Genomic DNA, 22,176 nt, shown 5'->3' with positions numbered 1-22,176 from the left:
CTCGCAGGTGATCTTCCAGTTGTCGCGCGCATCGTCCCAGATCGTCGGTGGGCAGGGGAAGTAGATCCCGTACGCTTGCCGAATGCCGAACGAGCAGCCACCGCGGCCCGCACCACTGGATCCGCCGATGGTGCCGTTCGCCCTCGCCGGGTTGATCGCGTGGGCGGTGGCCGGGCTGGTCCTGCTGATCTTCTTCCGGGGCTGGCTGACCGACCACGGTCACCAGAACTGGCTCTGGACCTGCCTCGCCGGTTTCCTGTGGGGTTTCCCGGGCCTCGCCGTGATGATGCGGCACGACGCCAACCGACGCCGCCGTCGCGCGAGGTGAGCTGGCCGCCGCGCCGGAGCACTCCGGCGCGGACGATCAGGAGTGCCCGTACGGCTCCGCCGGCTCAGCGGCCTCCACCGAGCCCGGAGCCCGGCTGACCGACATGGCCTCCACAGCGCTGTCGTCGTACACGGTGGGCAGCTCGTCGACAGCGGTCTCGGCCGCCTCGATCAACGTCTCGGAGTGCGCGCCGCACCCGTGATCGGCGCTCACCACCCGGCCGTCGTCCGGAGCGTAGAAGTTGCCGCACGCCCCGAAGGCCTGCCGCATCGCACCGGCCAGCGGCAGGTAGAAACCGCAGGTGCCGCAGCGGGCGGCGGACGGTGCGGCGGTCGAGATGGCCGCGGCGGGGCCGTGGTCACCTTCGTACCAGCGCTGCGCCGTGTCGATGCGGCCCTCGCGGGAGAGCACGCGGGCGCGCCCGAGGCCCAGCTCCCACGCCGTCTCCTCGACAGCCGGGTCGTCGGAGAGCAGGTAACCGGGGACCAGTCGATCGTCGTCGGGCGAGGTCGGGAGCAGGTCACCCGGACCCAGGTCGCCCGGCTTGAGCCGCTCCTGCCACGGCAGCCAACCGGGCGCGAGCAGCGCGTCCGGGCCGGGCAGCAACACCGTCTCGCAGATGGTCACCGTCTTGCTGCGCGGCACCCGGGTGACGGTGACCGCCCACCGCCAGCCGTTGTAGCCGGCGAGGCGACATTCGAAGTAGTGGGTGACCAGCCGATCACCCTCGGCCACGACCTGCAGGTGGTCGCCGACATCGTCGGCGTCCACCTCGGTGATGCCGGCGCGGGCCACCTCGACGGCGGCGGCGCAGACCTGGTCGAGACGGGCGGCACGGGTGGAGGCGGGCCTGGTCACCCGACCATTGTTCCCCATGCGCCTCGCAGGGGTGACAGGGACTCCCGGGGAACCTTTCCCAGCGGTGGTGCGGCGTACCCGGATCAGATGGGCGAGGATGGTGCACATGCCGTCGTACTCCCGCTCCGGGCGTTCCGTCCTCGGGCGGACCGTCGGCACCGGCATTCGCGCCGTCCGTCTGCTGTTTCGCGGTTCGGTGGGCAGCGGCCGCTGGGTGACCCGCCGGGCCGGGCGGGCCCGGGCCCGGGGTGCCGGCGGCGAGGTCGGCATGGTTCGCCTGTTCGACCTGCACGCGCTCTCCTGTGCCGGCGACACCCTGATCGCCATCGGTCTGGCCGGCACGATCTTCTTCAACGTGCCGCTCGGCGAGGCCCGCAGCAAGGTGGCGCTCTACCTGCTGGTGACCATGGTGCCGTTCGCGATGCTCGCCCCGGTGGTGGGCCCGCTGCTGGATCACTTCCGGCACGGCCGGCGGTACGCCCTGGCCGCGACGATGCTCGGCCGCGCCTTTCTGGCCTGGTTGATCTCCGACTACATCCACGGCTTCGGGCTCTACCCGGCCGCGTTCGGGGTGCTCGCGCTCTCGCGGGCGTACGGCGTGGCCCGCTCCGCGGCGGTGCCCCGGTTGCTGCCGGAGGGCCTCGGCCTGTCCCAGGTGGGTGCCCGGGCCAGCGTCTACGGCACTGTCGCGGGTGCGCTGGTGGCCCCGATCGGGTTGGCCGCGTTCTGGTTCGGGCCGCAGTGGCCGCTGAGGGTCGCGTCCTTGATCTTCCTGGTCGGCATGGTGATCTCGTTGCGGCTGCCGCCGAAGGCCGACTCGGAGCCACCGGAGCGCGTCCCCCGGCCACTGCGCGCGCTGGGCCGCCGCCGTGGCGACCGGCCGCTGGGTCGGGGCCGACCGTCCGGCCGGCTGGTGATCGCCACCCTGATCGGCGCCGCAACGCTACGCGCGCTCTACGGCTTCCTGCTGCTCTTCCTCGCCTTCGCGATCAAGAAGGGCGACCTGACCACTGTGGTGTTCGGCCGGGATCTGGGCGCCGAGTGGGCGTTGGGCGTCGTCGGCGGTGCGCTCGCGGTAGGCACCTTCCTGGCCACCGCCATCGGCACCCGACTGCGCATCCACCGGCCGACCGCCATCCAGTCCAGCAGCATGATCATCGTGGCCGGGGTGGCGGTGCTCGCCGTCATCCAGTTCTCGCTGCTGATGGTCGCCCTGCTCTGCCTGGTCGCCGCGCTGGCCAGCGGGGTAGCGAAGCTGGCGGTGGACGCCTCGATCCAGGAGCGCATCCCGGAACGGTTGCGGGCCAGCTCCTTCGCCCACTCCGAGACGGTGCTGATGCTCGCCTTCGTCGCCGGCGGCGGGCTCGGGCTGGTGCCGTTCGATGGTCGGATGGGCATCGCCGTGGCCGCCGGGGTCGGCGTATTGGCCGCGACCCGGGGTGTGCTGGCCGCCGCCCGGCTGCGCGGCGAGAAGCTGGCCGGCCGACCGCTCGGTGACGACGAGCTGACCGAGGACGAGCCGGCGGACGAACCCGGGGACCCCACACCAACCTCACCGGCGCCGGTCCAGACCAGCTCACCGCAGTACGACGACCCGAGCCCCGCCCCGCCGGGCTACCACATCTACCGCCCGTCGTCGGCCGTTGGCGGCCCGGGTGGCGGGGTCGACGACGAAACCCGCCGCGAGTCCCCCGGCTCACTCTCGTGACCGGTCTGCTGGTGTTGACGGCGGTTCCAGCCGAGGCGGACGCGGTCCGCGCCGGGCTGACCGACCCCACCGTGACCGTCACCCCGATCGGTGTGGGCCCGGCGGTCGCCGGTGCCGCCACCGCCCGGCTGCTGGCGCTGGCCGAGGCTGCTGGCCGCCCGTACCGTGCGGTCGTCAGCGCCGGCGTGGCCGGCGGCTTCACCGGGCGGGCCGAGGTCGGCGACACGGTGCTCGGCACCGCCAGCATCGCCGCGGACCTGGGCGCGGAGTCGCCCGACGGCTTCATCCCGGTCGACGAGCTGGGCATGCCGCCCGCGCTGCTCGGTGCGGGCAGCAGGGTGCCGGCGGACCCAGGTCTGTTGGCGGCACTGCGAGCCGCCCTCCCGATGGCCACGGCCGGCCCGGTGCTCACGGTCAGCACCGTCACCGGCTCCACGGCCAGCACCGACGAGCTGCGCCGGAGGCATCCGGAAGCGGTCGCCGAAGCCATGGAGGGGTACGGCGTTGCGGTCGCCGCGGCGCAGGCCGGGGTGCCGTTCGCCGAACTGCGCACCATCTCCAACCCGATCGGCCCCCGCGACCGGGAAGCCTGGCGGCTGCGCGAGGCCCTGGCCGCCCTGACCGCAGCAGCCCCGGCGCTGCGCTGACCCGGCGCTGCGCTGACCCGGCGCTGCGCTGACCCGGAGGACGTTCAGGAGAAGCAGCGTTTGCCCGGGTGGCCCAGGCGCAGTGCGGTTGGGCGGCGTGCCTCGATCTCGAAGCCGCAGGCCAGCAGCAGGTCGGTGCCGGATCCCTCGGCGATAGCGGCCGCGTCGTCGATACCCGCCTCGCGCATCGCGGTCAGCAGCGCGGTGACCAGCCGACGCCCGAGCCCCAACCGCCGGTACCGGGCGTCGACAAGCACGCCGTCGAGCACCACCTCCCGCTCCGGCATGTCCGGATGCCACTCCCCGTACTCCAGGAACGGGCTCCTCTCATGCGCCCGCAGCTCACCGACCAACGTGCCGTCGGGAAGCTCGGCGACGTATCGCCAGCAGGTGGCCGGCAGGTCGCTACTGATCACGCGGCGCACCTGCGCAGTCCGCCGGACCTCGGCAGCCCACCGCCGATTGTCGCGATAGCGCCGGTTCAGCTCGTACGCGGCCGGTGGCAACGGGAGCGGGTACCGCTCGGGCGGCAACCGGTACCACTCCGCCCACCAGGCACCGGGCCAGTCCCGAGGTTCGTGGACCGGCCAGACGTCCAGGTGAGCCGGGTATCGGCGGCCCGCCTCGTCCCGCATGTCGTCGTGCGGGACCGGCGCGGGTTCGGTGAGGCCGGAGATGGTTTCTGGGACGCCAAGGGCCAACATCCCACCCGCCGCCTGGACGAGGCGTTCCACTGTCCGGAACCGGGGATCGAGCGCCCGCCCCGACTCGATCCGGGCCAGCGTCGACTGCGGCACCCCGGATTTCTCGGCCAACTGCCGCTGACTCAGATCGGCCCGCCGACGCAGCGCACGGAGCGCCTGCCCGAGATCGGCTCCGCCGGCCTCGTCGGTGTGGTCACTCGCCTCGGTCACAGGCCGATGTTCCCGGCTGGTCAGCGAGCTATCAACACCCTGCGCCGAGCTGTGGATAACGCTGTGGACAACCCCGCCGACCGGTGGATGACCTACTCCCGCGAGCCCTTTGGAGCTGAATCGTTTGCGGCATCACCACCCTCTCGGGGCCCGGGCAAGATCGCCCGGCCCCCGGCCCCGACCCCGGCCCCGACCCCGACCCCGGCCCTGGCCCCGGCTCCGGCCCCGGATCTGGCCCTGGCCCTGGCCCCGGCTCCGGCCCCGGATCTGGCCCTGGCCCCGGCTCCGGCCCCGGATCTGGCCCTGGCCCTGGCCCCGGCTCCGGCCCCGGATCTGGCCCTGGCCCTGGCCCCGGCTCCGGCCCCGGATCTGGCCCTGGCCCCGGATCTGGGTGTGGATCTAAGTCTGGGTCTGGGAATGGCCCTGGATTTGGCCTGGGCCTGGGCCTGGGTTCCTGGCCTTCGAGCTCGCACCTTTGGCCCGAGCTCCGGACAACGGTCACCGACTCTGGCGATTCGTTTACGACATCAGCTCCAAAGGGAGACTGGGGTGGGTGCTCGACCCTGCTGGGCCGGTTGTTTTCACGCGTTGTTCCGCCCGGCGGCGTCCACCGCAGTTCGTGCCGCCGCCACGCTCCGACGCAGATCACAGCTGCAGACCACAGCCCCGGGTCACAGCCCCGGGTCACAGCTGCGCGTCACGGTCGCGGATCACAGTCGCGGGGGTGGGCGCGGGCCCCGGGCGGAGGGCGGGGCTACCGTGAGGGTGTGGCGCTCTCCCTGGCGATCTCGCCCTGCCCCAACGACACGTTCGTCTTCCACGCGCTGGTGCACGGGCGGGTGCCCGGCGCGCCGCCGGTCGAGGTGACGTACGCCGACGTGGACGTCACCAACACGGCGGCCGAGCGGGGCGCGTTCGACCTGGTGAAGGTGAGCTTCGCGGCGCTGCCCTGGCTGCTCGACGACTACCACCTGCTGCCCTGTGGCGGCGCCCTCGGTCGCGGCTGCGGTCCGCTGGTGCTCACCCGGGGCGACCGTGACGGCGGGCCGGACCGGACCGACCTGACCGGTGCCACGGTGGCGGTGCCGGGAGACCGGACGACCGCATACCTTCTGTTCCGGCTCTGGTCGGCCGGGCGGCCGCCGGCCCGGATCGAGGTGGTTCCGTTCCACGAGATCATGCCGGGCGTGGCGGCTGGACGCTACGACGCTGGGTTGGTCATCCACGAGGCACGGTTCACCTACCACCGACACGGCCTGAGCGCCCTGGTCGACCTCGGCGAATGGTGGGAGGCCGATACGGGCCTGCCCATCCCCCTCGGCGCGATCCTGGCCCGGCGCGGGGTGGTCGACCCGGAGGCCGCGGCCGGCTGGACCCGCGAGTCGGTCCGGCAGGCCTGGGCGGACCCGGCGGCCAGCCGGGAGTACGTGCTGGCGCACGCCCAGGAGATGGAGCTCGACGTGGTCGACCGGCACATCGGCCTCTACGTCAACGAGTTCACCGCAAACCTGGGCGAGGCCGGTTTCGCCGCGGTGGCGGCACTGCTCGACCGGGCCGCCACCGCCGGCCTGGTGCCTCAGACCTCCAGCTCGCGCGCCACCGCGTGGACCAGCTGAGCGATCTTCTGCGCGGCCTTCTTGTCCGGGTACCGACCCCGGCGCAGGTCCGGCTGGACCTTCGCCTCCAGCACCTTGATCATGTCTTCGACCAGGCCGTGCAGCTCCTCGGCCGGCCGACGGCGCAGCTCTGCCATCGACGGCGGCGCGTCCAGCAGCTTGACCCCCATGGCCTGCGCGCCCCGGCGGCTGTCCACCACGCTGAAGTCGACCCGCTGGCCACCCTTGAGGTCGGTGACACCCGCCGGCAGCGCCCCCTTGGGCAGGAACACGTCGCCGCCCTCGTCACTCGTGACGAAGCCGTATCCCTTGGCCGTGTCGTACCACTTCACTCGACCCGTAGGCACCTGAAAACCCCTGCTTCACTTGAGCCGCTACTGCTCCAAGGCTAGCTGGATCATCCCGTCGAGCGCCGCTGGGAATTCGGTGAGCTCGTCCAGCACCACTTCCGCGCCGGCCGCGCGCAGCTCGTCGGAGGAGCAGGGGCCGGTCGCCACACCGATGCCGGGCACCCCGGCCGCTGCCGCCGCCACCATGTCCGCGACATGGTCACCGACGTAGTGGGTCGCGCCGTGTTCCCGCAGAGCGGTCGCCTTCTGCTCGGCGAACAGGTCGCCGGCCAGCTCGTCGACCGTGAGACCGAGGTGGTCCAGGTGCAACCGGGCCAGCCGGCCGATCTTGGACGTGACGACAAGCACCCGGCCACCCCGCGCGCGGATCGCGTCGATGGCCTCCCGCGCACCGGGCAGCAGAAGCGTCGGGGTGATCGCGTACGCCGGGTAGAGCTCGCGATACACCCGCACCGCCGACTCCACCTGCTCCGGTGGGAACCAGTGCGCGATCTCGGTACGCAGCGGCGGCCCGAGCCGGGACACCGCCAGTTCGGCGTCGACCGGCACACCGGTCCTCGCGGTCAGCGCCCGGTACGCCGCAGCGATGCCGGGGCGGGAGTCCACCAGGGTCATGTCGAGGTCGAATCCGACGGTCAGTGCGGGCATGTCGAGAAACGTACCGGCTACTCCCAGTCGACCGGACGTCCGAGGGGCGCGGAAGCCCGGTACCGGGCTAGCGTGGAAAGACGATGACCACCTCACTCGCCGACGACCTGCGGTCGCTGCCCGACGAGTCACTGGCCGCGCTCCTCCAGCTGCGGCCCGACCTCGTCGTGCCCGTGCCGGCCGACGTCTCCGCCCTGGCCATCCGGGCCCAGTCCCGGGTCTCCGTGGCCCGCGCGCTGGACGGTCTGGACCAGTTCACCCTCCAGATCCTCGACGCCGCCCGCCTCACCCGGAATCCGGACGACGCCACCACGGCCACCGACACCGTGCTCGCGATGGCGACCGCCGGGCCGCAACCGCCGGCTCCGACGGCCGTCCGGGCCGCCGTGGGCCGACTGCGTGCGCTCTTCCTGCTGTACGGCCCGGAGCACGCGCTCCAGGTGCTGCCCGCCGTCGACGAGGTCTCCCCGTACCCCGCAGGGCTCGGCCGACCGGCCGCGGAGCTGGACCCGCGCACGGCCGCGCTCTGCGCGGACCCGGCGAAGCTCCGACGGACGGTGCTCGCCGCCCCGCCCTCGGCCCGGGCGATCCTGGACCGGTTGGCGGCCGGCCCGCCGGTGGGCAGCGTGCCGCCCGGAGCATTGCAGGCGCCGCCGCTCGGCGCGGAGGACCCGGTCCTGTCCGACCCGACCAACGGGGGCGCCCCGACCGGCTCCCCGGTGCGGTGGCTCGTCGACAACCGGTTGTTGGTCCCGGTGACGACCGGTTCGTCCACGGCCAGCGGAACGGTGGAGCTGCCCCGCGAGGTCGGCCTCCTGCTGCGCCGCGACAGCGGCCCCCTCGGGCCCCTGCGCACCAGCCCACCGCCGGTGGCCACCGCGCCTCGCGAGCCGAAGGCGGTCGACTCAGCCGGGGCCGGGCAGACCATGGAGGTGGTCCGACACACCGAAGGGCTGCTGGAGCAGCTCGCCGACGAGCCCGCGCCGGTGCTGCGTTCGGGTGGCATCGGTGTACGGGACCTGCGCCGGTTGGCGCGTACCGCCGGGCTGGACGAACCGACCACAGCGCTGCTGCTGGAGGTGGCGTACGCGGCAGGGCTCCTCGGTGAGCTGGAGATGCCCGGTGCGACCACCGGTCGGTACGGGGCGGATCAGCAGGTGCTGCCGACCGGCGGGTACGAGGTGTGGCGGGCCGCCTCGCTGGCCCAACGGTGGGAGCAGCTCGCCCGAGCGTGGCTGACCATGACCCGGCAGGTGGGGCTGGTGGGCCGCCGTGACGACCGGGACCGGCCGATCACCGTGCTCTCCTCCGAGGCCGAGCGGGCCAGCGTGCCGGCCACCCGACGGGCGGTGCTCGGCGTACTCGCCGATCTGGAGCCGGCGACGGCACCCACCCCGGAGGAGGTGCAGGAACTGCTGGACTGGCGGGCTCCGCGTCGCAGCCGGGGCCGGGACGCCGCCCACCGGGAGGTGCTGGCCGAGGCCGCACAGCTGGGCGTGACGGGGCTGGGGGCGCTCACCTCGTACGGTCGGCTGCTGCTGGGGGACCTGACGTCGACCAACGAGCGGGGTGACGACCCGCTGGGCGTGCACGCCGACGTCGAGAGCGGCGACCCGTCCAGTGCCGCTCGGGCGCTGGACGCCCTGCTGCCCGCACCTGTCGACCATTTCCTGGTGCAGGCCGACCTGACCGTGGTGGTGCCCGGCCCACCCGAGCCGGCGCTCGCCGTCGAGCTGGAGGCCATGACCGAGCTGGAGTCGGCCGGCGGGGCCAGCGTGCACCGGGTCACCACGGCGAGTGTGCGGCGGGCCCTGGATTCCGGCTACACGGCCGACGATCTGCACGACGTGTTCCGGCGCCGGTCACGTACCCCGGTGCCGCAGGGGCTCACCTACCTGATCGACGACGTGGCCCGTAAGCACGGCGGGCTGCGGGTCGGCCTGGCTGGGGCGTACCTGCGCAGCGACGACGAGACGCTGATCAGCGAGGTGTTGGCCGACCGGCGGCTGGAGTCGTTGGCGCTGCGCCGGCTCGCGCCGACGGTGCTGTGTACGCAGTACCAGGTTGGTCGGCTGCTGGGCGCTCTGCGCGACGCGGGGTACGCCCCGGTGCAGGAGGACGGCACCGGCAGCACGGTGCTGGCCCGGCCGCGGATCCGGCGGGCCCCGCCCCGGGTGTCGGTGACCACCCGGACGATCGACCCGCTGGCCGCCCCGAAGCTGCCCATGCCCCGGCTGCTCGGCGTGGTGGAGCACATCCGGCGAGGCGACGCGGCGGCGCGGGCGGCCCGACGGGCACCGGCGGTGGTGCGCGGCGGTGCGCCAGGGCTGGGCGGCGGCCCGGTGCCGGCGCACACCCACAGCGAGGCCCTGGCGGTGCTCCAGCAGGCGGTCCGGGACAAGGCGCTGGTCTGGGTGGGTTACGTCGACGCGCACGGGGCGACGGCGTCACGCCTGCTCAAGCCGGTCTCGATCGGTGCCGGCTACCTGCGGGCCGAGGACGAACGGACCGAGATGCTGCACACGTTCGCGCTGCACCGGATCACCGCGGCGGTGGTGGCGGACTGACCTCCACCGCGCGGGCGCCGTCGGTCAGCGGCGGCTGCGGCGTACGGTGCCGACCACCGAGATGATCAGCAGCAGCGCGAAGCCTGCGCCGGCGGATTCCCCGACAGAGTCCACGAAGCCCTGTTGGAGCACCAGCCAGCCGAAGAGGAACCACCCGAGGAGGAGCGTCGCCGCGACGGCGTACGCGATCACCGTTGCTCGGGACACCTCGTCGGGTGGTGCGTGCTCGTGCTCCGCGATCACGTCACGGTCGACCGTCATGCCCAGCCTCCCCGCCGGTCCGGCACTGGACTCCAAGGGTGACACTCGTTAGTCCGGTCGGACAGGGGGTTACCGCCGCGATTCGTTCCGTGTCACTCAGGTGCCGGGGCGCCGGCCGATCAGCACCACCCGGGTGCCGACCTTGCCGAGCTCCCACATCCGTACGGCGTCGGCGTGCAGCAGGTTGACGCACCCGTGCGAGCCGATCGACTTGTCGTGCAGGTAGGTGGTGGTCTCGTGGAAGCCCATCCCCTGGGTGAAGTGCTGCCAGTACGGCAGCCACACCTCGTACGGGTTGGACCACTCCTTGGGGTTGCGGTAGTTGACTGCGTACGTGCCGGCCGGGGTGCGGTAGCCGGACATGCCGGTGCGGGTCACCGTCGGTGCCATGATCACCTTGCCGCCGCGGAGCGCCCAGACGGTCTGCCGGGTCAGGTCCACGCAGAACGTGGTGCCGGTGCCGGCCTTGCAGCGGGTCGTGTCGGTGGTGGCGAGGCGCTGGGCCACGTCGAGGGTGGTGGGTCCGGCGCGACCCTCGACGGGGCGAATGCCGTACCTCTTCTGGAACTTCTTGATAGCCGCGCAGTCGGCGGCGGACTGCCGGCCGTCCACGGTCACCGCCCCGAACCCGCCCAACCGGGCCAGGTGGGTCTCCACCGCCTGCTGGTGCTGCCCCTGGGGGCAGCCGGCGACGGTCGGCGTACCGGTGCCGGGGGTTTTCGTGGGTGCCGGGCGGGTCGGCTTCGGCGTGGGTTTCCGGGAGGGTTTCGGGGTGGGCGAGGCCGGGGTGGGCCGGCCGTGCTGGTCGGCCCCGGGTGTGTCGCCCGCCCCCGTTGCCTGTTCCGCGGCACCGGCTGGGGCGGCTCCCCCGCCACCACTCCCGCCGGACTGCGGATCGAACGCGCACGCTCCCGCGCCGACCAGCACGACCACCACGAGGGCAACCAGCCGGGAAGTGATCCGGACATGCTTCATGGGCCCTCCCCAGACAGTCGTCCCTTTACTAGACGTTCGTGAGTGCCGTCACGGTTGCGCCCGGTGAGCATCTTTCTTCCGCCGTCCCGCATCGTGCAACACTGGATGGTCGGCCAGCAGCGGGTATGCGACCCGTTCGGGCCGGTCGGCCAACCGAGGAGAGGACGCTGGCGTGAGCGGTGGACCACTGATCGTGCAGTCGGACAAGACCCTGCTGCTGGAGATCGACCACCCCGACGCGCAGGCCTGCCGGATGGCGATCGCGCCGTTCGCGGAGCTGGAACGCTCGCCGGAGCACGTGCACACCTACCGGCTGACCCCACTGGGTCTGTGGAACGCCCGCGCGGCGGGCCACGACGCCGAGGGTGTCGTGGATTCGCTGCTCAAGTACTCGCGTTACCCGGTGCCGCACGCGCTGCTGGTGGACGTGGCCGAGACGATGGACCGGTACGGCCGGCTTCAGCTCGCCAACGACCCGGCGTACGGGCTGGTGCTGCGCGCACTGGACCGGCTGGTGCTGATCGAGGTGGCCAAGAGCAAGAAGCTCGCCGGGATGCTCGGCGACAAGATCGACGACGACACCATCCGGGTGCACCCGTCCGAGCGTGGCCGGCTCAAGCAGGCGCTGCTCAAGCTGGGTTGGCCGGCGGAGGACCTGGCCGGTTACGTCGACGGTGAGGCGCACCCGATCGAGCTGGCCGAGGCCGGCAAGGACGGGCGCAAGCCGTGGACGCTGCGGTCGTACCAGCGGGAGGCCGTCGAGGCGTTCTGGGCCGGCGGGTCGGGGGTGGTGGTGCTGCCCTGCGGCGCCGGCAAGACCCTGGTCGGCGCGGCGGCGATGGCCGAGGCGAAGGCGACCACCCTGATCCTGGTCACCAACACGGTCGCCGGCCGGCAGTGGAAGCGGGAGTTGATCGCCCGTACCTCGCTGACCGAGGAGGAGATCGGCGAGTACTCCGGCGAGCGCAAGGAGATCCGCCCGGTCACCATCGCCACGTACCAGGTGCTCACCTCGCGGCGCGGCGGCGCGTTCACCCACCTGGACCTCTTCGGGGCCCGCGACTGGGGCCTGGTCGTCTACGACGAGGTGCACCTGCTGCCCGCGCCGATCTTCCGGTTCACCGCGGACCTCCAGGCCCGCCGCCGGCTGGGCCTGACTGCGACTCTGGTACGCGAGGACGGCCGCGAGGGTGACGTGTTCAGCCTGATCGGGCCCAAGCGGTACGACGCGCCGTGGAAGGACATCGAGTCGCAGGGCTGGATCGCACCGGCCGAGTGCACCGAGGTCCGGGTGACGCTGACCGACGCGGAGCGGATGTCGTACGCGACGGCGGAGGCGGAGGAGCGCTACCGGATGGCGGCTACCGCCCGCACGAAGCTGCCGGTGGTCAAGGCGCTGGTCGACCGGCACCCGGACGACCAGGTGCTGGTGATCGGCGCGTACATCGACCAGCTGCACCAGCTCGGCGAGTACCTCGACGCGCCGATCATCCAGGGCTCGACCACCAACAAGGAGCGGGAGCGGCTGTTCGACGCGTTCCGGTCCGGTGAGTTGCGCACCCTGGTGATCTCGAAGGTCGGCAACTTCTCGATCGACCTGCCCGAGGCGGCGGTGGCGATCCAGGTGTCCGGGACGTTCGGGTCACGCCAGGAGGAGGCGCAGCGGCTCGGTCGGGTGTTGCGCCCGAAGGCCGACGGCCGGCAGGCGCACTTCTACACGGTGGTGTCCCGGGACACGATCGACACGGAGTACGCGGCACACCGGCAGCGTTTCCTCGCCGAGCAGGGCTACGCGTACACCATCGTCGACGCCGACGACGTCCTCGGCCCGAAGCTCCCGACCGTCGACTGACCCGCGCGGCCTCGATCGATTCGGCTTTCCAGCCTTGATCGACTCGGTTTCCAGGAAGTCGCGGTGTCCGGGGCGCTCCGATGCCCCGGTTTCCTGAAAGCCGAGTCGATCAGCGCGGTGGGCGCGGGCGCGGGGCGGGGACGTGGTGTCTCGCGCGCTCCCTATCGAGCTGATGTCGTAGACGAATCAGCCTTCCGGCGTGGACTTCGGCCACGGGCAACGCCGGCAGTCACGCCTCGCGCAACGCGCTCCGGGCAGTCGGCGAGCGTCAGCGCTTGCGGGACTCCGCGACGAAGACCCCGCGCCCCGGACGCCCGACGAGCACGCCCTCTTTCCGCAGCTTCGCCACCGCACGGCTGATCGTGGACTGCGAGACGTCGTATTCGTCTGCCAGCACGCGCCCGGACGGAAGCTGTGACCCCTGCGCATAGGTCCCATCCTTGATCTTCTTCAGGAGATCGTCGAGCAGCTCGTCCATTGTGGGCGGGATAGGCACGTGGAGCCCCTTGCAGTCGGTTGGCTCGCCCAGTATTGATCAGCCAGTTCGACGTAGGCAACGCATGTACCGCGAGTGACGTAGGCGGGTAGGTGACTCGGAGACGTCCTTGACATAGGTGACTCAGTATCGGTAGCGTCGCTCTCGGTGATGCGGTGCTGCTGCGGTCGGTTGGCGCCTCTCGGCTGGCGAGTCGACGCGACGAACCGCCTCCGACGAGAAGGCGGGAAGAGTCGCCGCAGCCCCTGGGAGATCCTCGATCGGTGCCGCTACCGATGAGTGAGCGTTGGGTGATCCACCTGCCGATCATCGCGCCCGACCTGCTGCGCGCCAGGATCTTCGCGCGTACCGCAGCTCGGGTGCTGGTCCGGCTCAGCGCGCGGGTCGAGCCGGGCGGGGTGACCGTTTCGGCGGAGGACCAGCAGGGCGTACGACATTGGGTCTTCTGCGATCGGCCACTGCCCGGCGGTGCGCGGTGCGCCCTGCCGGTCGACCACCTCGCGCCCTGCGCCCGACGTACGCCCAGGCCCGGCGGACGGTGAATTCGGTGCGCGCGGCAACGCTCACCGGGCGAAGCGGTCCACCAACACCGCCAGTCGGCGGTCGTGGTCGGCGCGGCGGAGCCGGCCGCTGCGCATCAGTGTGACCAGGCCGTGCAGGCCGCTCCAGAACGTCTCGGTGACCGCCTCCAGGTCGTCGTCCCCGACGAACGGACGCACCGTCTCCGCCAACTCGGCGAAGCCTCGGGCCAGGTCGGTCGGCACGTCCTGGCTGGCGAACGGCAGGTCCACGGCGAGGGTGAACATCGCGTCGTAGATCGCGGGCCGCTGCTCGGCGAAAGCGGCGTACGCCGCCGCGACGTCGGCGACCGCCTGACGGGGATCGGCGGCCGACGCTCGGGCTGAGACGAGCCTGGCGGCCAGTTCGGCGAAACCCTCGACGGCGACCGCCGCCATGATGGCGTCCTTGCCCTTGAAGTGGCTGTAGAGGACGGGCTGGCTGTACTCGATCTCGGCGGCGAGCCGCCGGGTGGTCACCGCGTCCCAGCCTTCCGCCAGAGCCAGGTCGCGTGCTGCGGCGATGATCGCCCGTTGCCGTTCCGCCCGCTCGCGCTCCCGGCGTCCCTGAGTCGACATGACAGCCATCCTAGCAGCGCTAGCGTTCCTTTCGGCGCTCTGCTAGCGTCGCTCTTGTATCTAGCAGCGCTAGAAATTGGAGCAGATCATGCTGGCACCCCTCGCCTACGGGCTCGCCGTCGTACTCAGCCTCTTCGTCGTCTTCATCGGTGCGCGGTTCCTGCTGGTACCGCAGGCCGCCGCCGCCGGGTACGGCGTGCCGGCCCGCCCGGACGGCGACCCCGCCTACCTGACTGTCAAAGGACTCAAGGACCTCACGTTCGGGCTGCTCGGCCTCGCCCTGATCGCCTTCACGACCGCCGACGCTGTCGCGTGGTTCATGCTGATCGTCGCGCTCGTCCCGCTGGGCGACACAGTCATCGTGCTGCGGAACGGTGGAACGAAGGCCGTCGCCTTCGGCATCCACTTCGCCACCGCCCTCGTCGTCCTCCTGGACGCCGCCCTGCTGTTCGCCCTGTAACCAGGGCTCGCCCCGGCCCCGACCCCACCCGTGTTGATCAAGAGGTTCGCGTCATCGATCGGCCTGATGATGACGCAAACCTCTTGATCAACGCAGTCGACGGGTCACGACGTGGGGGGTGGGCAGCGGTCGGGGAGGGTGACCTCGCCGGGGCGGTGGTCGAAGGTGTCCATGGTGAACCACTCGTCCAGCTCCGGGTCGAAGAGGTTCTGCAGGCCGAACTGCAACACCTGCCACCACCGGCTCGGGTCGTGCTGGTCAACGTAGATGTCGCCGAGCGCGATCGGGAACCGGAAGAACTCCCCCGGCACTGTGGAACCGCCGACGACCCCCACCCGCCAGTGGTCCACGTGCCTGTCCTTCTCACCTTGCAGGATCTCCGGCCCCACGTAGCGAGCGGTCTTCAGCTTGTCGTTGAAGATCTGCCGGTTGAAGAACCCCGGGATTTTGCTGCACGCACGGGGCGGAAACAGCGGGATGTTCGGCCACCTGTAGGTGAGCGTGTAGAGCGTGTTCTCGTAGATCAGGTTCGTGAACCAGATCGGATGGTCCGGGCCGCCGGCGGTCATCTGGCTGTTGCCGTCGCGGCCCTGCCAGGAGAACGGCACGTCGATGCCGAGGTCCCGCACGATGTACCGGCCGGTGCCCTGGAAGTCGGCGGGGAGCAGCGGTGGGCGCGGCTCGGGAACGGTCGGGCCGTCGGCCTGGGCCGCGCGGGGCGGTGGCGCTGCCGCCGGGCCGGGCGCGACCACACCGAGGGCGAACAGTCCACCGGCGACCACCGCCACCAGTGTCCGACGTGTACGCCCCGACGCCATGTGTCCTCCGCCGATGAAAGTGCCAGATGCCTTCGGCGAAGCGTAGGAGCAGGCAGAACGTGAGGATCGGCGGAACGAGCGGGCTCCACCGGAAGGGTGAAGCGATCGGGGCCGACGGTTCGCCGCAGAGCGACCCGCCGGCCCCCGACCTCCAGTGGGCTATCCGGCCCCGCCGGTCCGGAACGCCACCCAGGCGTCGCTCATCCGGTCGGCCTGGCCGGCGGTGAACATGTTCATGCAGGAGTCCTGCGTGTAGTCCATGAAGTTGTGGATCGGGTCGAGCCCGGGCGCGGTGCAGGAGTCCGCGCCCACCGGGCAGTCGAACTGCGGCGCCGCCTCGCGCGGGGTGTCCGCGACAAAATCGCCGGAGGCGGAGCAGCCGTGCGCGAAGGTGTGCTCCAGCATCAGCCAGTGCCCGACCTCGTGCGTCAGCGTGTCACCCAGGGCGTACTTGCCGGCCGTACCGCCCGGCATCGACTCGTCGAGCATCACCACGCCGTCGATGTAGTCGCGCCCGTTGTTGTAGCCCTTCGGGAAGTACGCCCAGCCGAGCAGCCCGCCGCCGATGTTGGCCGCGTACACGTTCAGGGTCTCCGAGTCGCCGGTGTACAGCGCCTTCTTCATGTCCCGCTCGTTCTTGCCCGGCACGACCGTGTACCAGGCGCTGTTCACCGTCCACGTCGTGTCGACGAGCGAGAACCGGAACGGAGTGTTGGCGGCGTCTCCAGCCGTGCGGCCCGCGAACGAGTCGTTGAGCACCGTCATCTGCGCGGCGATCAGGGTGTTCCACCTGGTCGTCTCGGCCGCGGTGAGCGGATGGTCGGAGATCATGTGGAAGACCGTCGGCACTGTGACACTGCCGTTCGGCAGGCGCGGCGCGTCCTTGATCACGCCGTAGGCGTTGGCTTCGTTAGTGGAGTACAGCTCCGGTTCCTGGGCGGTGGCGCCCTCGGCCAGCCGGGCTGCGCTGTGCGCGTCGGCGCCTGGCTCACACGCGGTGACGCCCGGGGAGGCGGTCGCTGGCGCGGCCGTGGCGAGCGCCCCGGAGGCACCGCCGGACGCCAGGAACGTCGCGGCGGTGGCGGTGAGGACCGCCAGTCGGAAGGTTTGTCTTCTGCGCATCGGTGCACCTTTCGATGAGGGAGGCGGTGCGGGGTCGATGACGTCGCTGTTCGGGTATGAGAACACGCCGGCGGCATCGACAAAAGACCCTCTGAGCAGGGCAGATGGCGATGTAACGGAACCGGATCGGCGAGCGCTGTTTGGGCGCTCCGGCGGAGGTCAGAGAACCCGGGTCACCTGTTCGGCGGCGACCACCGCGTCCCGCCGCGCCGGGTCAAGGTTGGCGCTGATGACCACTGACGCGCCGGCCGAGAGCGGCGCGAGCAACCACTTCAGCGGCTGCTCGGTCTCGGCGGCGTCGACCAGCAGCCGGTCGCCGGCGCGCAGGTCCAGCATCGTGGCGAACTCCTGGGCGAGCGCACCCCACTGACCGTAGGTGGTGCCGTCCGCCGTGGCCGGGTCCGACGGGTGGATGGCGGTGTGGTCGGGCGCGCCGTCGCCGTGCCGAAGCACCTCGGCCGACCAGTCCAACCAGCCCAACGGCACGTCGTCCAGCCGCCCCGGCCCGGTGCCGACGAGATAGCGGTGCGGCGCGTCCGGCACGTCCTCCAGCCAGTCGTCCTGCCGCTCCGGCGTCACGAAGACCGCATCGAACGGCCGGTCGCCGCCCGGTTCGAGCACCGCCAGGCCCGCGGTGGCGCGCGGTCGGAACGACACCGCCAGGCCCGAGGCCCAGGCGCCCAACAACACCGCTGCGGTACGCCAGTGCGGCGGCAGCAGGACCGCTACGCGGCTGCCGGGGCCGAGACCGCAGCCGTCCCGCAGCAGGCTCGCGCTGCGTGCCGTCCATTGGCCGACCTGCTGTGCGGTCAGGTCGACGCGCTCGCCGGTCGCCTCGTCGCGGTAGCTGAGCAGCGGACGCTCGGCCTCGACGGGCCGGGCCGCCAGGTTGGCCGTGACGGTTGGCTGCATCTCCACGCTCCCCGGGTCGACGTCGGCACCACAGTACTCAACGACTTTGGTCGCACCGGTCGTCGGCCGATGGCCGTATCGGGTGACCGGGTGGCCCGCGCACGGTGCAGGGAACCCCCGAAACGCCGCCGAGGAGCGCCCATGCCGACCGGACCCGAACCCGTCACCGCCGACCCTCCCGCCGCCCGTCTGCCTCTGCGCCGACGGCTTCTGCCGGTCATCGCGTTGCTGCTGCTCGCGCCGTGGGCGGCCGAGTGCTCGTGGGGTGGCTTCGCCATCGACGACTTCCTTCCGGTGCTGATCTTCCTGGGCCCGATGTACGGCGGCGCGGCGATCCTCATCCGGGAAACCGCCCGGCACCTCGGCGCGGGCTGGCCGACCATGGTGCTGCTCGCCGCCGCGTTCGGCGTACTCCAGGCCGGGCTGGTCGACCAGTCGCTGTTCAACCCCGACTACCTCGACGACACCCAGTACGCCGACACCCGAGCCGCCGCCGAGGCGACGCTGGTGCCGGGGCTCGAATTCAGCCTCCGGCAGGCGTTCGACTACGTGGGCAACCACATTCTGCTGACCATCTGCGCGCCGATCGTGCTCATCGAGTCGTTCCTCGCGCCGGGGCGGCGGCTGCGGCCGTGGCTGAGCCGGCCCGGGTTGGTGGTGGTCGCCGTGGTCTACCTGCTCGGCAGCCTGCTGGTCTTCACCTCCTCGGAGGGCCGGAAGAATTTCCTGGCCAGCCCGCTTCAGCTCGCCTTCGCCGGCACGGTGATCATCGTCCTCATCGGTGCCGCTCTGCTTCCCTCCTGGCGGAAGCCACGGCCGCGGCCCACCGATCCGTCGAGCGTCGGGGCGACCCGGCGCTCCCGTAGGGCACCCCACCCGCTCTGGGTGGGTCTGCTGGTCGTCGTCGTCCGCTTCGGCGCTGACCTGACACCTGGTTGGCCGGGGGTGGCCATCGCGCTGACGCTCGCCGCCGCCGCCGGAGGGCTGATCGCGTACTGGTCGTCGCGCAGCGGTTGGGGGGAGCGGCACGTGCTCGTTGCGGGCACTGCGGGCCTGGTCACCGCCGCGGCGTTCGCGTACCTGGTGCCGCCGTACTCCCCGGCGAGCCCGGCGGCGGCCCTGGCCGGCGACATCGCGGTCAGCGTCGTCACCGTGGCCCTGGTGGGTGGCGCCTGGTGGCGGCTGGCCGCGCCTCACCGGACGGTGATCAGGGCTGGTCGCGGGCCCCAGAGCCGGCCTGGATGAGCCGGTCCAGGACAGCACGAGCGGCGGCGAGCCGGTCGATGGACGTGGTGATCCGGTTGCGCTCCACCGCGAGCGCGTCGAGGAGTTCGGGGCAGGTGGGGGCCAGCACGGTCACGTCATCGGGGATGCAGGGAAGGATCTCGGCGATCGCCGTGGTGTTCAAACCGGCGGACAGCAACAGTTGGATGTGCCGCACCGTGCCCACCGCCTGCGGCTCGTAGTAGCGGTAGCCGCTCGCGAGACGGGCCGGTCGCAACAGCCCCTGCTCCTCGTAGTAGCGCAGGGCCCGTGGGGTGGTGCCGGCCTGCCGCGCCAGTTCACTGATCCGCACACCCAGAGCAGACCAGCGCTTGACCTTCACGTCAACGGCAAGGTTTAGCGTCGTCGCTGTGACTCACCGCAATCATGAGGACAACCAGTCCGCCACCGTCGCCGTCCTGGGGCTCGGCCCGATGGGTCGGGCGCTGGCCGCCGCGTCGCTCGCCGCCGGTCACCCCACCGTGGTCTGGAACCGCACACCCGGCCGGGCGGCCGCGCTCGTGGCCGCCGGAGCGGTGCTCGCTCCGACGGTGGCCGATGCGGCACGCCGGGCATCGGTCGTCATCGCCTGCGTCATCAACTACCGGGCAGCTCGCGCCGTCCTGTCGGGCCTCGAAAGCCCGCCGAGAGGACCACTCGTCAACCTCGGCAGCGGGCACGCAGCCGAGGCGCGGGGCATGGCGACCTGGGCCGCTCAGCGGGGCATCAACTACCTGGACGGTGCCATCCTGACGCCCGCGCCAACCATCGGGACTCCGGCCGCGACGATTCTCTACAGCGGTCCGCGGGCCCTCTTCGACGACAGCCTTCCGTCGTTGGAGAGCTTCGGCGGCTCCAGCGTCTACCTCGGTTCGGACGCCGGCACGGCAGCAGCGTACGAAATGGCGTTGCTCGACCTGTTCACCATGTCCGTCGGCGGACTCGCGCACGCCTTCGCCCTGGCCCGCACCGAGGGCATCCCGCCGGCCGCGTTCGCCCGTTTCGCCAGAGGAATCGGTGGCCTGTTGCCCGACATGGCCGACCGGTTCGCCGAGCAACTCACGTCCGGAACCTTCACCGCCGACGTTTCCAGCATCGCGTCGGCGGGCTCGGCGGTCACCCACGTCGTCGACGCCGCCGCCGCGCGCGGCGTCGAGACCGCACCGCTGCGTGCCGTGCAATCGATCATCGACCGGGCCGTCGCGGCAGGCCACGGCGGCGACAGCTACGCCCGGCTCGCCGAATCGCTCGTGCCAGCCGATCAGGCGTAGGACGAGTAATTCCCAACCCTGGCTGGGGCGGTGGGCAGCCAAAGCGGATGGCCAGCGCCCTTCGCCGCAACCCCAGCCCCGTCTTGAGTCAGGACTTACTCGTTCAGTCCGGCAGTTCGGGCCCACCGTCGAGCAGTGCGGCCAGCAGGTCCCCGTCCTCCTCGACCCGGGCCAGGACCTCGGCGGCGGTGAACTGGCGGACGGCCGGCTTTCGGCCCCGCGCGCCGGCCTCGACCTCGTCCCAGGTCAGCGGCGTCGACACCGACGGCACCGACTGGGCCCGCAGCGAGTACGGCGCGACTGTGGTCTTCGCCGCGTTGTTCTGACTCCAGTCGATGAAGACCTTGCCCGGGCGGAGGTTCTTCGCCATCTTCGACACGATCAGCTTCGGGTGGGCCTTCTCCAACTCCTGGGCGATCCGCCGGGCGTAGTCGGAGACGAGGTCGGACGGCTGGGTGCCGGCGATCGGGCAGCAGAGCTGCATGCCCTTCTTGCCGGAGGTCTTCGGGTACGACTCGATGCCGTCGTCGGCGAGCCGGTCGCGCATCAGCACCGCCACCGGGCAGCACTCGGCGAGCCCGGCCGGCGGCCCCGGGTCCAGGTCGACGACCATCATGTCCGGGTGTTCGCCCACCTTCCACTGGGGTGTGTGCAGCTCCAACGCGGCCAGGTTGGCCAGCCAGACCAGGGTGGGCAGGTCGTCGGCGACCACGTAGTCGATGGTCTCCCGGCCCTTCGTCGACCCGGGCGCGGGTAGGTTCTCCACCCGCACCCAGTCCGGGGTCGCGGCAGGCGTGTTCTTCTCGAAGAACGACTTGTCGTCCACCCCGTTGGGGAAGCGGATCCGGGTGAGCGGTCGGTCGCGCAGGTGCGGCAGCAGCACCGGGGAGATCCGGGTGTAGTAGTCGATCACCTCGCCCTTGGTGAACCCGGCCGCCGGGTAGAGCACCTTGTCCAGGTTGGACAGCTCCAGCGCGCGACCCTCGACGTCCACCCGTAGCCGTTCAGCCGGCATCGTCGACCTCCTCCGGAGGCTTGTCCGGGCGCAACCTCAGCACCCGGGGGAAGCGCAGCCGGCCGTCGGGGGTGCGCTGGCCGTACTTCACCTCCACCACCACCTGGGGTGTTACCCAGATGGCACCCCGCGCATCCTCGCGCGGCATCCCCGGCGCGAACGGTGACACACCGGAGCGCAGCGGCTCCAGCTCGGCGAGGAGCTGCCGCTCGATGGCCGCGCCGATCCCGCCGCCGACCCGACCCCGGTAGATCAGTCGGCCGTCCGGGCCGGGCACCCCGACCAGCAGCCCGCCGATCCGGCGGGCTCCCGGCCGCCAACCGCCGATGACGAAGTCACCGGTCACCTCCAGCTTGACCTTCACCCAGTCCGGCGAGCGCACCCCCGGGCGGTAGACGGCCCCGATCCGCTTGGCCATCACCCCCTCCAAACCGTGCTCTCCGGCCGCCTCGTAGGTGGCCGGCCCGTCGGCGAACATCGGCGGCACCGCCCACCGGAGGCCACCGAGCGCAAGCGCGTCGAGGGCCTCCCGGCGGCGCTCGTACGGCCAGCCGGTCAGGTCGTCGCCGTTCAGCCGGAGCAGGTCGAAGATCATGTACGTCACCGGCATGACCGCCGCCAACCGGGCCGCCTTGGCCCGGTCCCGGACGTGCATCCGCTCGGCCAGCGCAGTGAACGACGGCTGCCCGCCCTGGCCGAGCAGCACCACCTCACCGTCGAGCAGCGCGTCGTCGACCTGCTCGGGCAGGGTGGCCAACTCCGGGTACGCGGCGGTGATCTCCACGCCGGAACGGGCATACAGGTGCTGACCGCCACCTGAGATGTCGGCCAGAGCGCGGACGCCGTCCCACTTGAACTCGTAGGCCCAGCCGTCACCCGCCGGGAGCGGCCCGGTCATCGCGAGCATCGGCTTGAGCGGCGCGCCGGGCACGACCCGACTGTAGTAGCAGCCCGAACAC

The 22,176-nt window shown here is 71.8% G+C and carries 24 protein-coding genes; 10 read left to right on the top strand and 14 right to left on the bottom strand.

Annotated elements, in window-relative coordinates; all coding sequences use genetic code 11:
* Positions 1-82 precede the first annotated feature (82 nt).
* A complete protein-coding gene (locus tag MED15_RS11050) occupies positions 83-328 on the top strand; it encodes a DUF2530 domain-containing protein (RefSeq protein ID WP_091395273.1) in 246 nt (81 codons plus the stop codon).
* A gap of 36 nt (positions 329-364) precedes the next feature.
* Here MED15_RS11050 and MED15_RS11045 read toward each other — a convergent pair whose 3' ends face one another.
* Positions 365-1,204 (bottom strand): DUF3027 domain-containing protein, encoded by an 840-nt coding sequence (locus tag MED15_RS11045; protein WP_112581830.1) that lies wholly within the window; start codon positions 1,202-1,204, stop codon positions 365-367.
* Positions 1,205-1,292: 88 nt separating this feature from the next.
* Here MED15_RS11045 and MED15_RS11040 point away from each other — a divergent pair, with 88 nt between their 5' ends.
* Both MED15_RS11040 and MED15_RS11035 read left to right on the top strand, forming a co-directional pair.
* Complete coding sequence (locus tag MED15_RS11040; RefSeq protein WP_112581832.1) at positions 1,293-2,894, top strand: MFS transporter; 1,602 nt, start codon at positions 1,293-1,295, stop codon at positions 2,892-2,894.
* On the top strand, positions 2,891-3,541 hold the full coding sequence (locus tag MED15_RS11035; RefSeq protein ID WP_112735515.1) for a futalosine hydrolase: 651 nt from the start codon (positions 2,891-2,893) through the stop codon (positions 3,539-3,541). The genes MED15_RS11040 and MED15_RS11035 overlap by 4 nt, the downstream gene beginning before the upstream one ends.
* A gap of 44 nt (positions 3,542-3,585) precedes the next feature.
* On the opposite strand, the gene MED15_RS11030 is transcribed toward MED15_RS11035, so the two are convergent.
* Positions 3,586-4,455 (bottom strand): helix-turn-helix domain-containing protein, encoded by an 870-nt coding sequence (locus tag MED15_RS11030; RefSeq protein ID WP_208646611.1) that lies wholly within the window; start codon positions 4,453-4,455, stop codon positions 3,586-3,588.
* Positions 4,456-5,222: 767 nt separating this feature from the next.
* Between MED15_RS11030 and MED15_RS11015 the strand changes: the two genes are divergently transcribed.
* Positions 5,223-6,071 (top strand): 1,4-dihydroxy-6-naphtoate synthase, encoded by an 849-nt coding sequence (locus MED15_RS11015; protein ID WP_112735511.1) that lies wholly within the window; start codon positions 5,223-5,225, stop codon positions 6,069-6,071.
* Here MED15_RS11015 and MED15_RS11010 read toward each other — a convergent pair.
* Together MED15_RS11010 and MED15_RS11005 are read right to left on the bottom strand one after the other, a co-directional pair.
* Positions 6,032-6,418 carry a cold-shock protein gene (locus tag MED15_RS11010; protein WP_074316242.1) on the bottom strand — a complete coding sequence of 129 codons (387 nt, stop codon included), beginning with the start codon at positions 6,416-6,418 and terminating at the stop codon, positions 6,032-6,034. The genes MED15_RS11015 and MED15_RS11010 overlap by 40 nt on opposite strands.
* Before the next feature lie 27 nt (positions 6,419-6,445).
* Positions 6,446-7,069, bottom strand: a complete 624-nt coding sequence (locus MED15_RS11005; protein ID WP_091395288.1) for an HAD family hydrolase — start codon at positions 7,067-7,069, stop codon at positions 6,446-6,448.
* 83 nt (positions 7,070-7,152) lie between these two features.
* On the opposite strand from MED15_RS11005, the gene MED15_RS11000 reads away from it, so the two are divergent.
* On the top strand, positions 7,153-9,636 hold the full coding sequence (locus tag MED15_RS11000) for a helicase-associated domain-containing protein (RefSeq protein WP_112735509.1): 2,484 nt from the start codon (positions 7,153-7,155) through the stop codon (positions 9,634-9,636).
* Between the two features lie 24 nt (positions 9,637-9,660).
* On the opposite strand, the gene MED15_RS10995 is transcribed toward MED15_RS11000, so the two are convergent.
* Both MED15_RS10995 and MED15_RS10990 read right to left on the bottom strand, forming a co-directional pair.
* Positions 9,661-9,897 carry a hypothetical protein gene (locus tag MED15_RS10995; RefSeq protein WP_091395293.1) on the bottom strand — a complete coding sequence of 79 codons (237 nt, stop codon included), beginning with the start codon at positions 9,895-9,897 and terminating at the stop codon, positions 9,661-9,663.
* Positions 9,898-9,993: 96 nt separating this feature from the next.
* On the bottom strand, positions 9,994-10,872 hold the full coding sequence (locus MED15_RS10990; RefSeq protein ID WP_112735507.1) for a L,D-transpeptidase family protein: 879 nt from the start codon (positions 10,870-10,872) through the stop codon (positions 9,994-9,996).
* Between the two features lie 172 nt (positions 10,873-11,044).
* On the opposite strand from MED15_RS10990, the gene MED15_RS10985 reads away from it, so the two are divergent.
* Positions 11,045-12,724 carry a DNA repair helicase XPB gene (locus MED15_RS10985; protein ID WP_091395299.1) on the top strand — a complete coding sequence of 560 codons (1,680 nt, stop codon included), beginning with the start codon at positions 11,045-11,047 and terminating at the stop codon, positions 12,722-12,724.
* A gap of 268 nt (positions 12,725-12,992) precedes the next feature.
* Here MED15_RS10985 and MED15_RS10980 read toward each other — a convergent pair whose 3' ends face one another.
* A complete protein-coding gene (locus MED15_RS10980; RefSeq protein ID WP_112585834.1) occupies positions 12,993-13,202 on the bottom strand; it encodes a GntR family transcriptional regulator in 210 nt (69 codons plus the stop codon).
* Positions 13,203-13,495: 293 nt separating this feature from the next.
* Between MED15_RS10980 and MED15_RS10975 the strand changes: the two genes are divergently transcribed.
* The gene (locus MED15_RS10975) at positions 13,496-13,762 is read left to right on the top strand and encodes a hypothetical protein (protein WP_112585832.1); all 267 of its coding nucleotides are present in this window, start codon (positions 13,496-13,498) and stop codon (positions 13,760-13,762) included.
* A gap of 21 nt (positions 13,763-13,783) precedes the next feature.
* Here MED15_RS10975 and MED15_RS10970 read toward each other — a convergent pair whose 3' ends face one another.
* Positions 13,784-14,356: a TetR/AcrR family transcriptional regulator gene (locus MED15_RS10970; RefSeq protein WP_112585830.1), complete on the bottom strand. Its 573-nt coding sequence runs from the start codon at positions 14,354-14,356 to the stop codon at positions 13,784-13,786.
* Positions 14,357-14,444: 88 nt separating this feature from the next.
* On the opposite strand from MED15_RS10970, the gene MED15_RS10965 reads away from it, so the two are divergent.
* Positions 14,445-14,816, top strand: a complete 372-nt coding sequence (locus tag MED15_RS10965; RefSeq protein ID WP_112735691.1) for a DUF4267 domain-containing protein — start codon at positions 14,445-14,447, stop codon at positions 14,814-14,816.
* Positions 14,817-14,920: 104 nt separating this feature from the next.
* Here the strand turns inward: MED15_RS10965 and MED15_RS10960 are convergent, their stop codons facing one another.
* From MED15_RS10960 to MED15_RS10950, 3 genes are all read right to left on the bottom strand, one after another.
* Positions 14,921-15,634: a hypothetical protein gene (locus MED15_RS10960; protein WP_146766709.1), complete on the bottom strand. Its 714-nt coding sequence runs from the start codon at positions 15,632-15,634 to the stop codon at positions 14,921-14,923.
* 159 nt (positions 15,635-15,793) lie between these two features.
* Positions 15,794-16,756, bottom strand: a complete 963-nt coding sequence (locus MED15_RS10955; protein ID WP_112733038.1) for a zinc metalloprotease — start codon at positions 16,754-16,756, stop codon at positions 15,794-15,796.
* 159 nt (positions 16,757-16,915) lie between these two features.
* A complete protein-coding gene (locus MED15_RS10950; RefSeq protein ID WP_112735689.1) occupies positions 16,916-17,668 on the bottom strand; it encodes a TIGR03089 family protein in 753 nt (250 codons plus the stop codon).
* Between the two features lie 141 nt (positions 17,669-17,809).
* Here MED15_RS10950 and MED15_RS10945 point away from each other — a divergent pair, with 141 nt between their 5' ends.
* Positions 17,810-18,913 (top strand): hypothetical protein, encoded by a 1,104-nt coding sequence (locus MED15_RS10945; RefSeq protein ID WP_112735502.1) that lies wholly within the window; start codon positions 17,810-17,812, stop codon positions 18,911-18,913.
* Here the strand turns inward: MED15_RS10945 and MED15_RS10940 are convergent.
* On the bottom strand, positions 18,876-19,244 hold the full coding sequence (locus tag MED15_RS10940; RefSeq protein WP_112735687.1) for a MerR family transcriptional regulator: 369 nt from the start codon (positions 19,242-19,244) through the stop codon (positions 18,876-18,878). The two genes, MED15_RS10945 and MED15_RS10940, sit on opposite strands and share 38 nt — an antisense overlap.
* A 58-nt stretch (positions 19,245-19,302) precedes the next feature.
* On the opposite strand from MED15_RS10940, the gene MED15_RS10935 reads away from it, so the two are divergent.
* Entirely contained in the window at positions 19,303-20,202 is a 900-nt protein-coding gene (locus MED15_RS10935) for an NAD(P)-dependent oxidoreductase (protein ID WP_112699936.1), read from the top strand.
* Positions 20,203-20,305: 103 nt separating this feature from the next.
* Here MED15_RS10935 and ligD (MED15_RS10930) read toward each other — a convergent pair whose 3' ends face one another.
* Entirely contained in the window at positions 20,306-21,217 is a 912-nt protein-coding gene (ligD, locus tag MED15_RS10930) for a non-homologous end-joining DNA ligase (protein WP_112585819.1), read from the bottom strand.
* Positions 21,207-22,148 (bottom strand): non-homologous end-joining DNA ligase, encoded by a 942-nt coding sequence (ligD, locus tag MED15_RS10925; RefSeq protein WP_112733034.1) that lies wholly within the window; start codon positions 22,146-22,148, stop codon positions 21,207-21,209. The genes ligD (MED15_RS10930) and ligD (MED15_RS10925) overlap by 11 nt, the downstream gene beginning before the upstream one ends.
* Positions 22,149-22,176 lie beyond the last annotated feature (28 nt).

The sequence above is a fragment of the Micromonospora noduli genome (genome assembly GCF_003264475.1).
GTDB lineage: Bacteria > Actinomycetota > Actinomycetes > Mycobacteriales > Micromonosporaceae > Micromonospora > Micromonospora noduli.
Note: the sequence above shows the minus strand (reverse complement) of the source record. Positions and strands in the feature narration are given on the sequence as shown.

Excerpts from the sequence above, each read along its gene's own strand:
- MED15_RS11050 (WP_091395273.1), top strand. The coding sequence starts at position 83 with ATGCCGAACGAGCAGCCACCGCGGCCCGCACCACTGGATCCGCCGATG.
- MED15_RS11045 (WP_112581830.1), bottom strand. The coding sequence starts at position 1,204 with ATGGGGAACAATGGTCGGGTGACCAGGCCCGCCTCCACCCGTGCCGCC.
- MED15_RS11040 (WP_112581832.1), top strand. The coding sequence starts at position 1,293 with ATGCCGTCGTACTCCCGCTCCGGGCGTTCCGTCCTCGGGCGGACCGTC.
- MED15_RS11005 (WP_091395288.1), bottom strand. The coding sequence starts at position 7,069 with ATGCCCGCACTGACCGTCGGATTCGACCTCGACATGACCCTGGTGGAC.
- MED15_RS11000 (WP_112735509.1), top strand. The coding sequence starts at position 7,153 with ATGACCACCTCACTCGCCGACGACCTGCGGTCGCTGCCCGACGAGTCA.
- MED15_RS10995 (WP_091395293.1), bottom strand. The coding sequence starts at position 9,897 with ATGACGGTCGACCGTGACGTGATCGCGGAGCACGAGCACGCACCACCC.
- MED15_RS10990 (WP_112735507.1), bottom strand. The coding sequence starts at position 10,872 with ATGAAGCATGTCCGGATCACTTCCCGGCTGGTTGCCCTCGTGGTGGTC.
- MED15_RS10980 (WP_112585834.1), bottom strand. The coding sequence starts at position 13,202 with ATGGACGAGCTGCTCGACGATCTCCTGAAGAAGATCAAGGATGGGACC.
- MED15_RS10975 (WP_112585832.1), top strand. The coding sequence starts at position 13,496 with ATGAGTGAGCGTTGGGTGATCCACCTGCCGATCATCGCGCCCGACCTG.
- MED15_RS10970 (WP_112585830.1), bottom strand. The coding sequence starts at position 14,356 with ATGTCGACTCAGGGACGCCGGGAGCGCGAGCGGGCGGAACGGCAACGG.
- MED15_RS10965 (WP_112735691.1), top strand. The coding sequence starts at position 14,445 with ATGCTGGCACCCCTCGCCTACGGGCTCGCCGTCGTACTCAGCCTCTTC.
- MED15_RS10960 (WP_146766709.1), bottom strand. The coding sequence starts at position 15,634 with ATGGCGTCGGGGCGTACACGTCGGACACTGGTGGCGGTGGTCGCCGGT.
- MED15_RS10955 (WP_112733038.1), bottom strand. The coding sequence starts at position 16,756 with ATGCGCAGAAGACAAACCTTCCGACTGGCGGTCCTCACCGCCACCGCC.
- MED15_RS10950 (WP_112735689.1), bottom strand. The coding sequence starts at position 17,668 with ATGCAGCCAACCGTCACGGCCAACCTGGCGGCCCGGCCCGTCGAGGCC.
- MED15_RS10945 (WP_112735502.1), top strand. The coding sequence starts at position 17,810 with ATGCCGACCGGACCCGAACCCGTCACCGCCGACCCTCCCGCCGCCCGT.
- ligD (WP_112585819.1), bottom strand. The coding sequence starts at position 21,217 with ATGCCGGCTGAACGGCTACGGGTGGACGTCGAGGGTCGCGCGCTGGAG.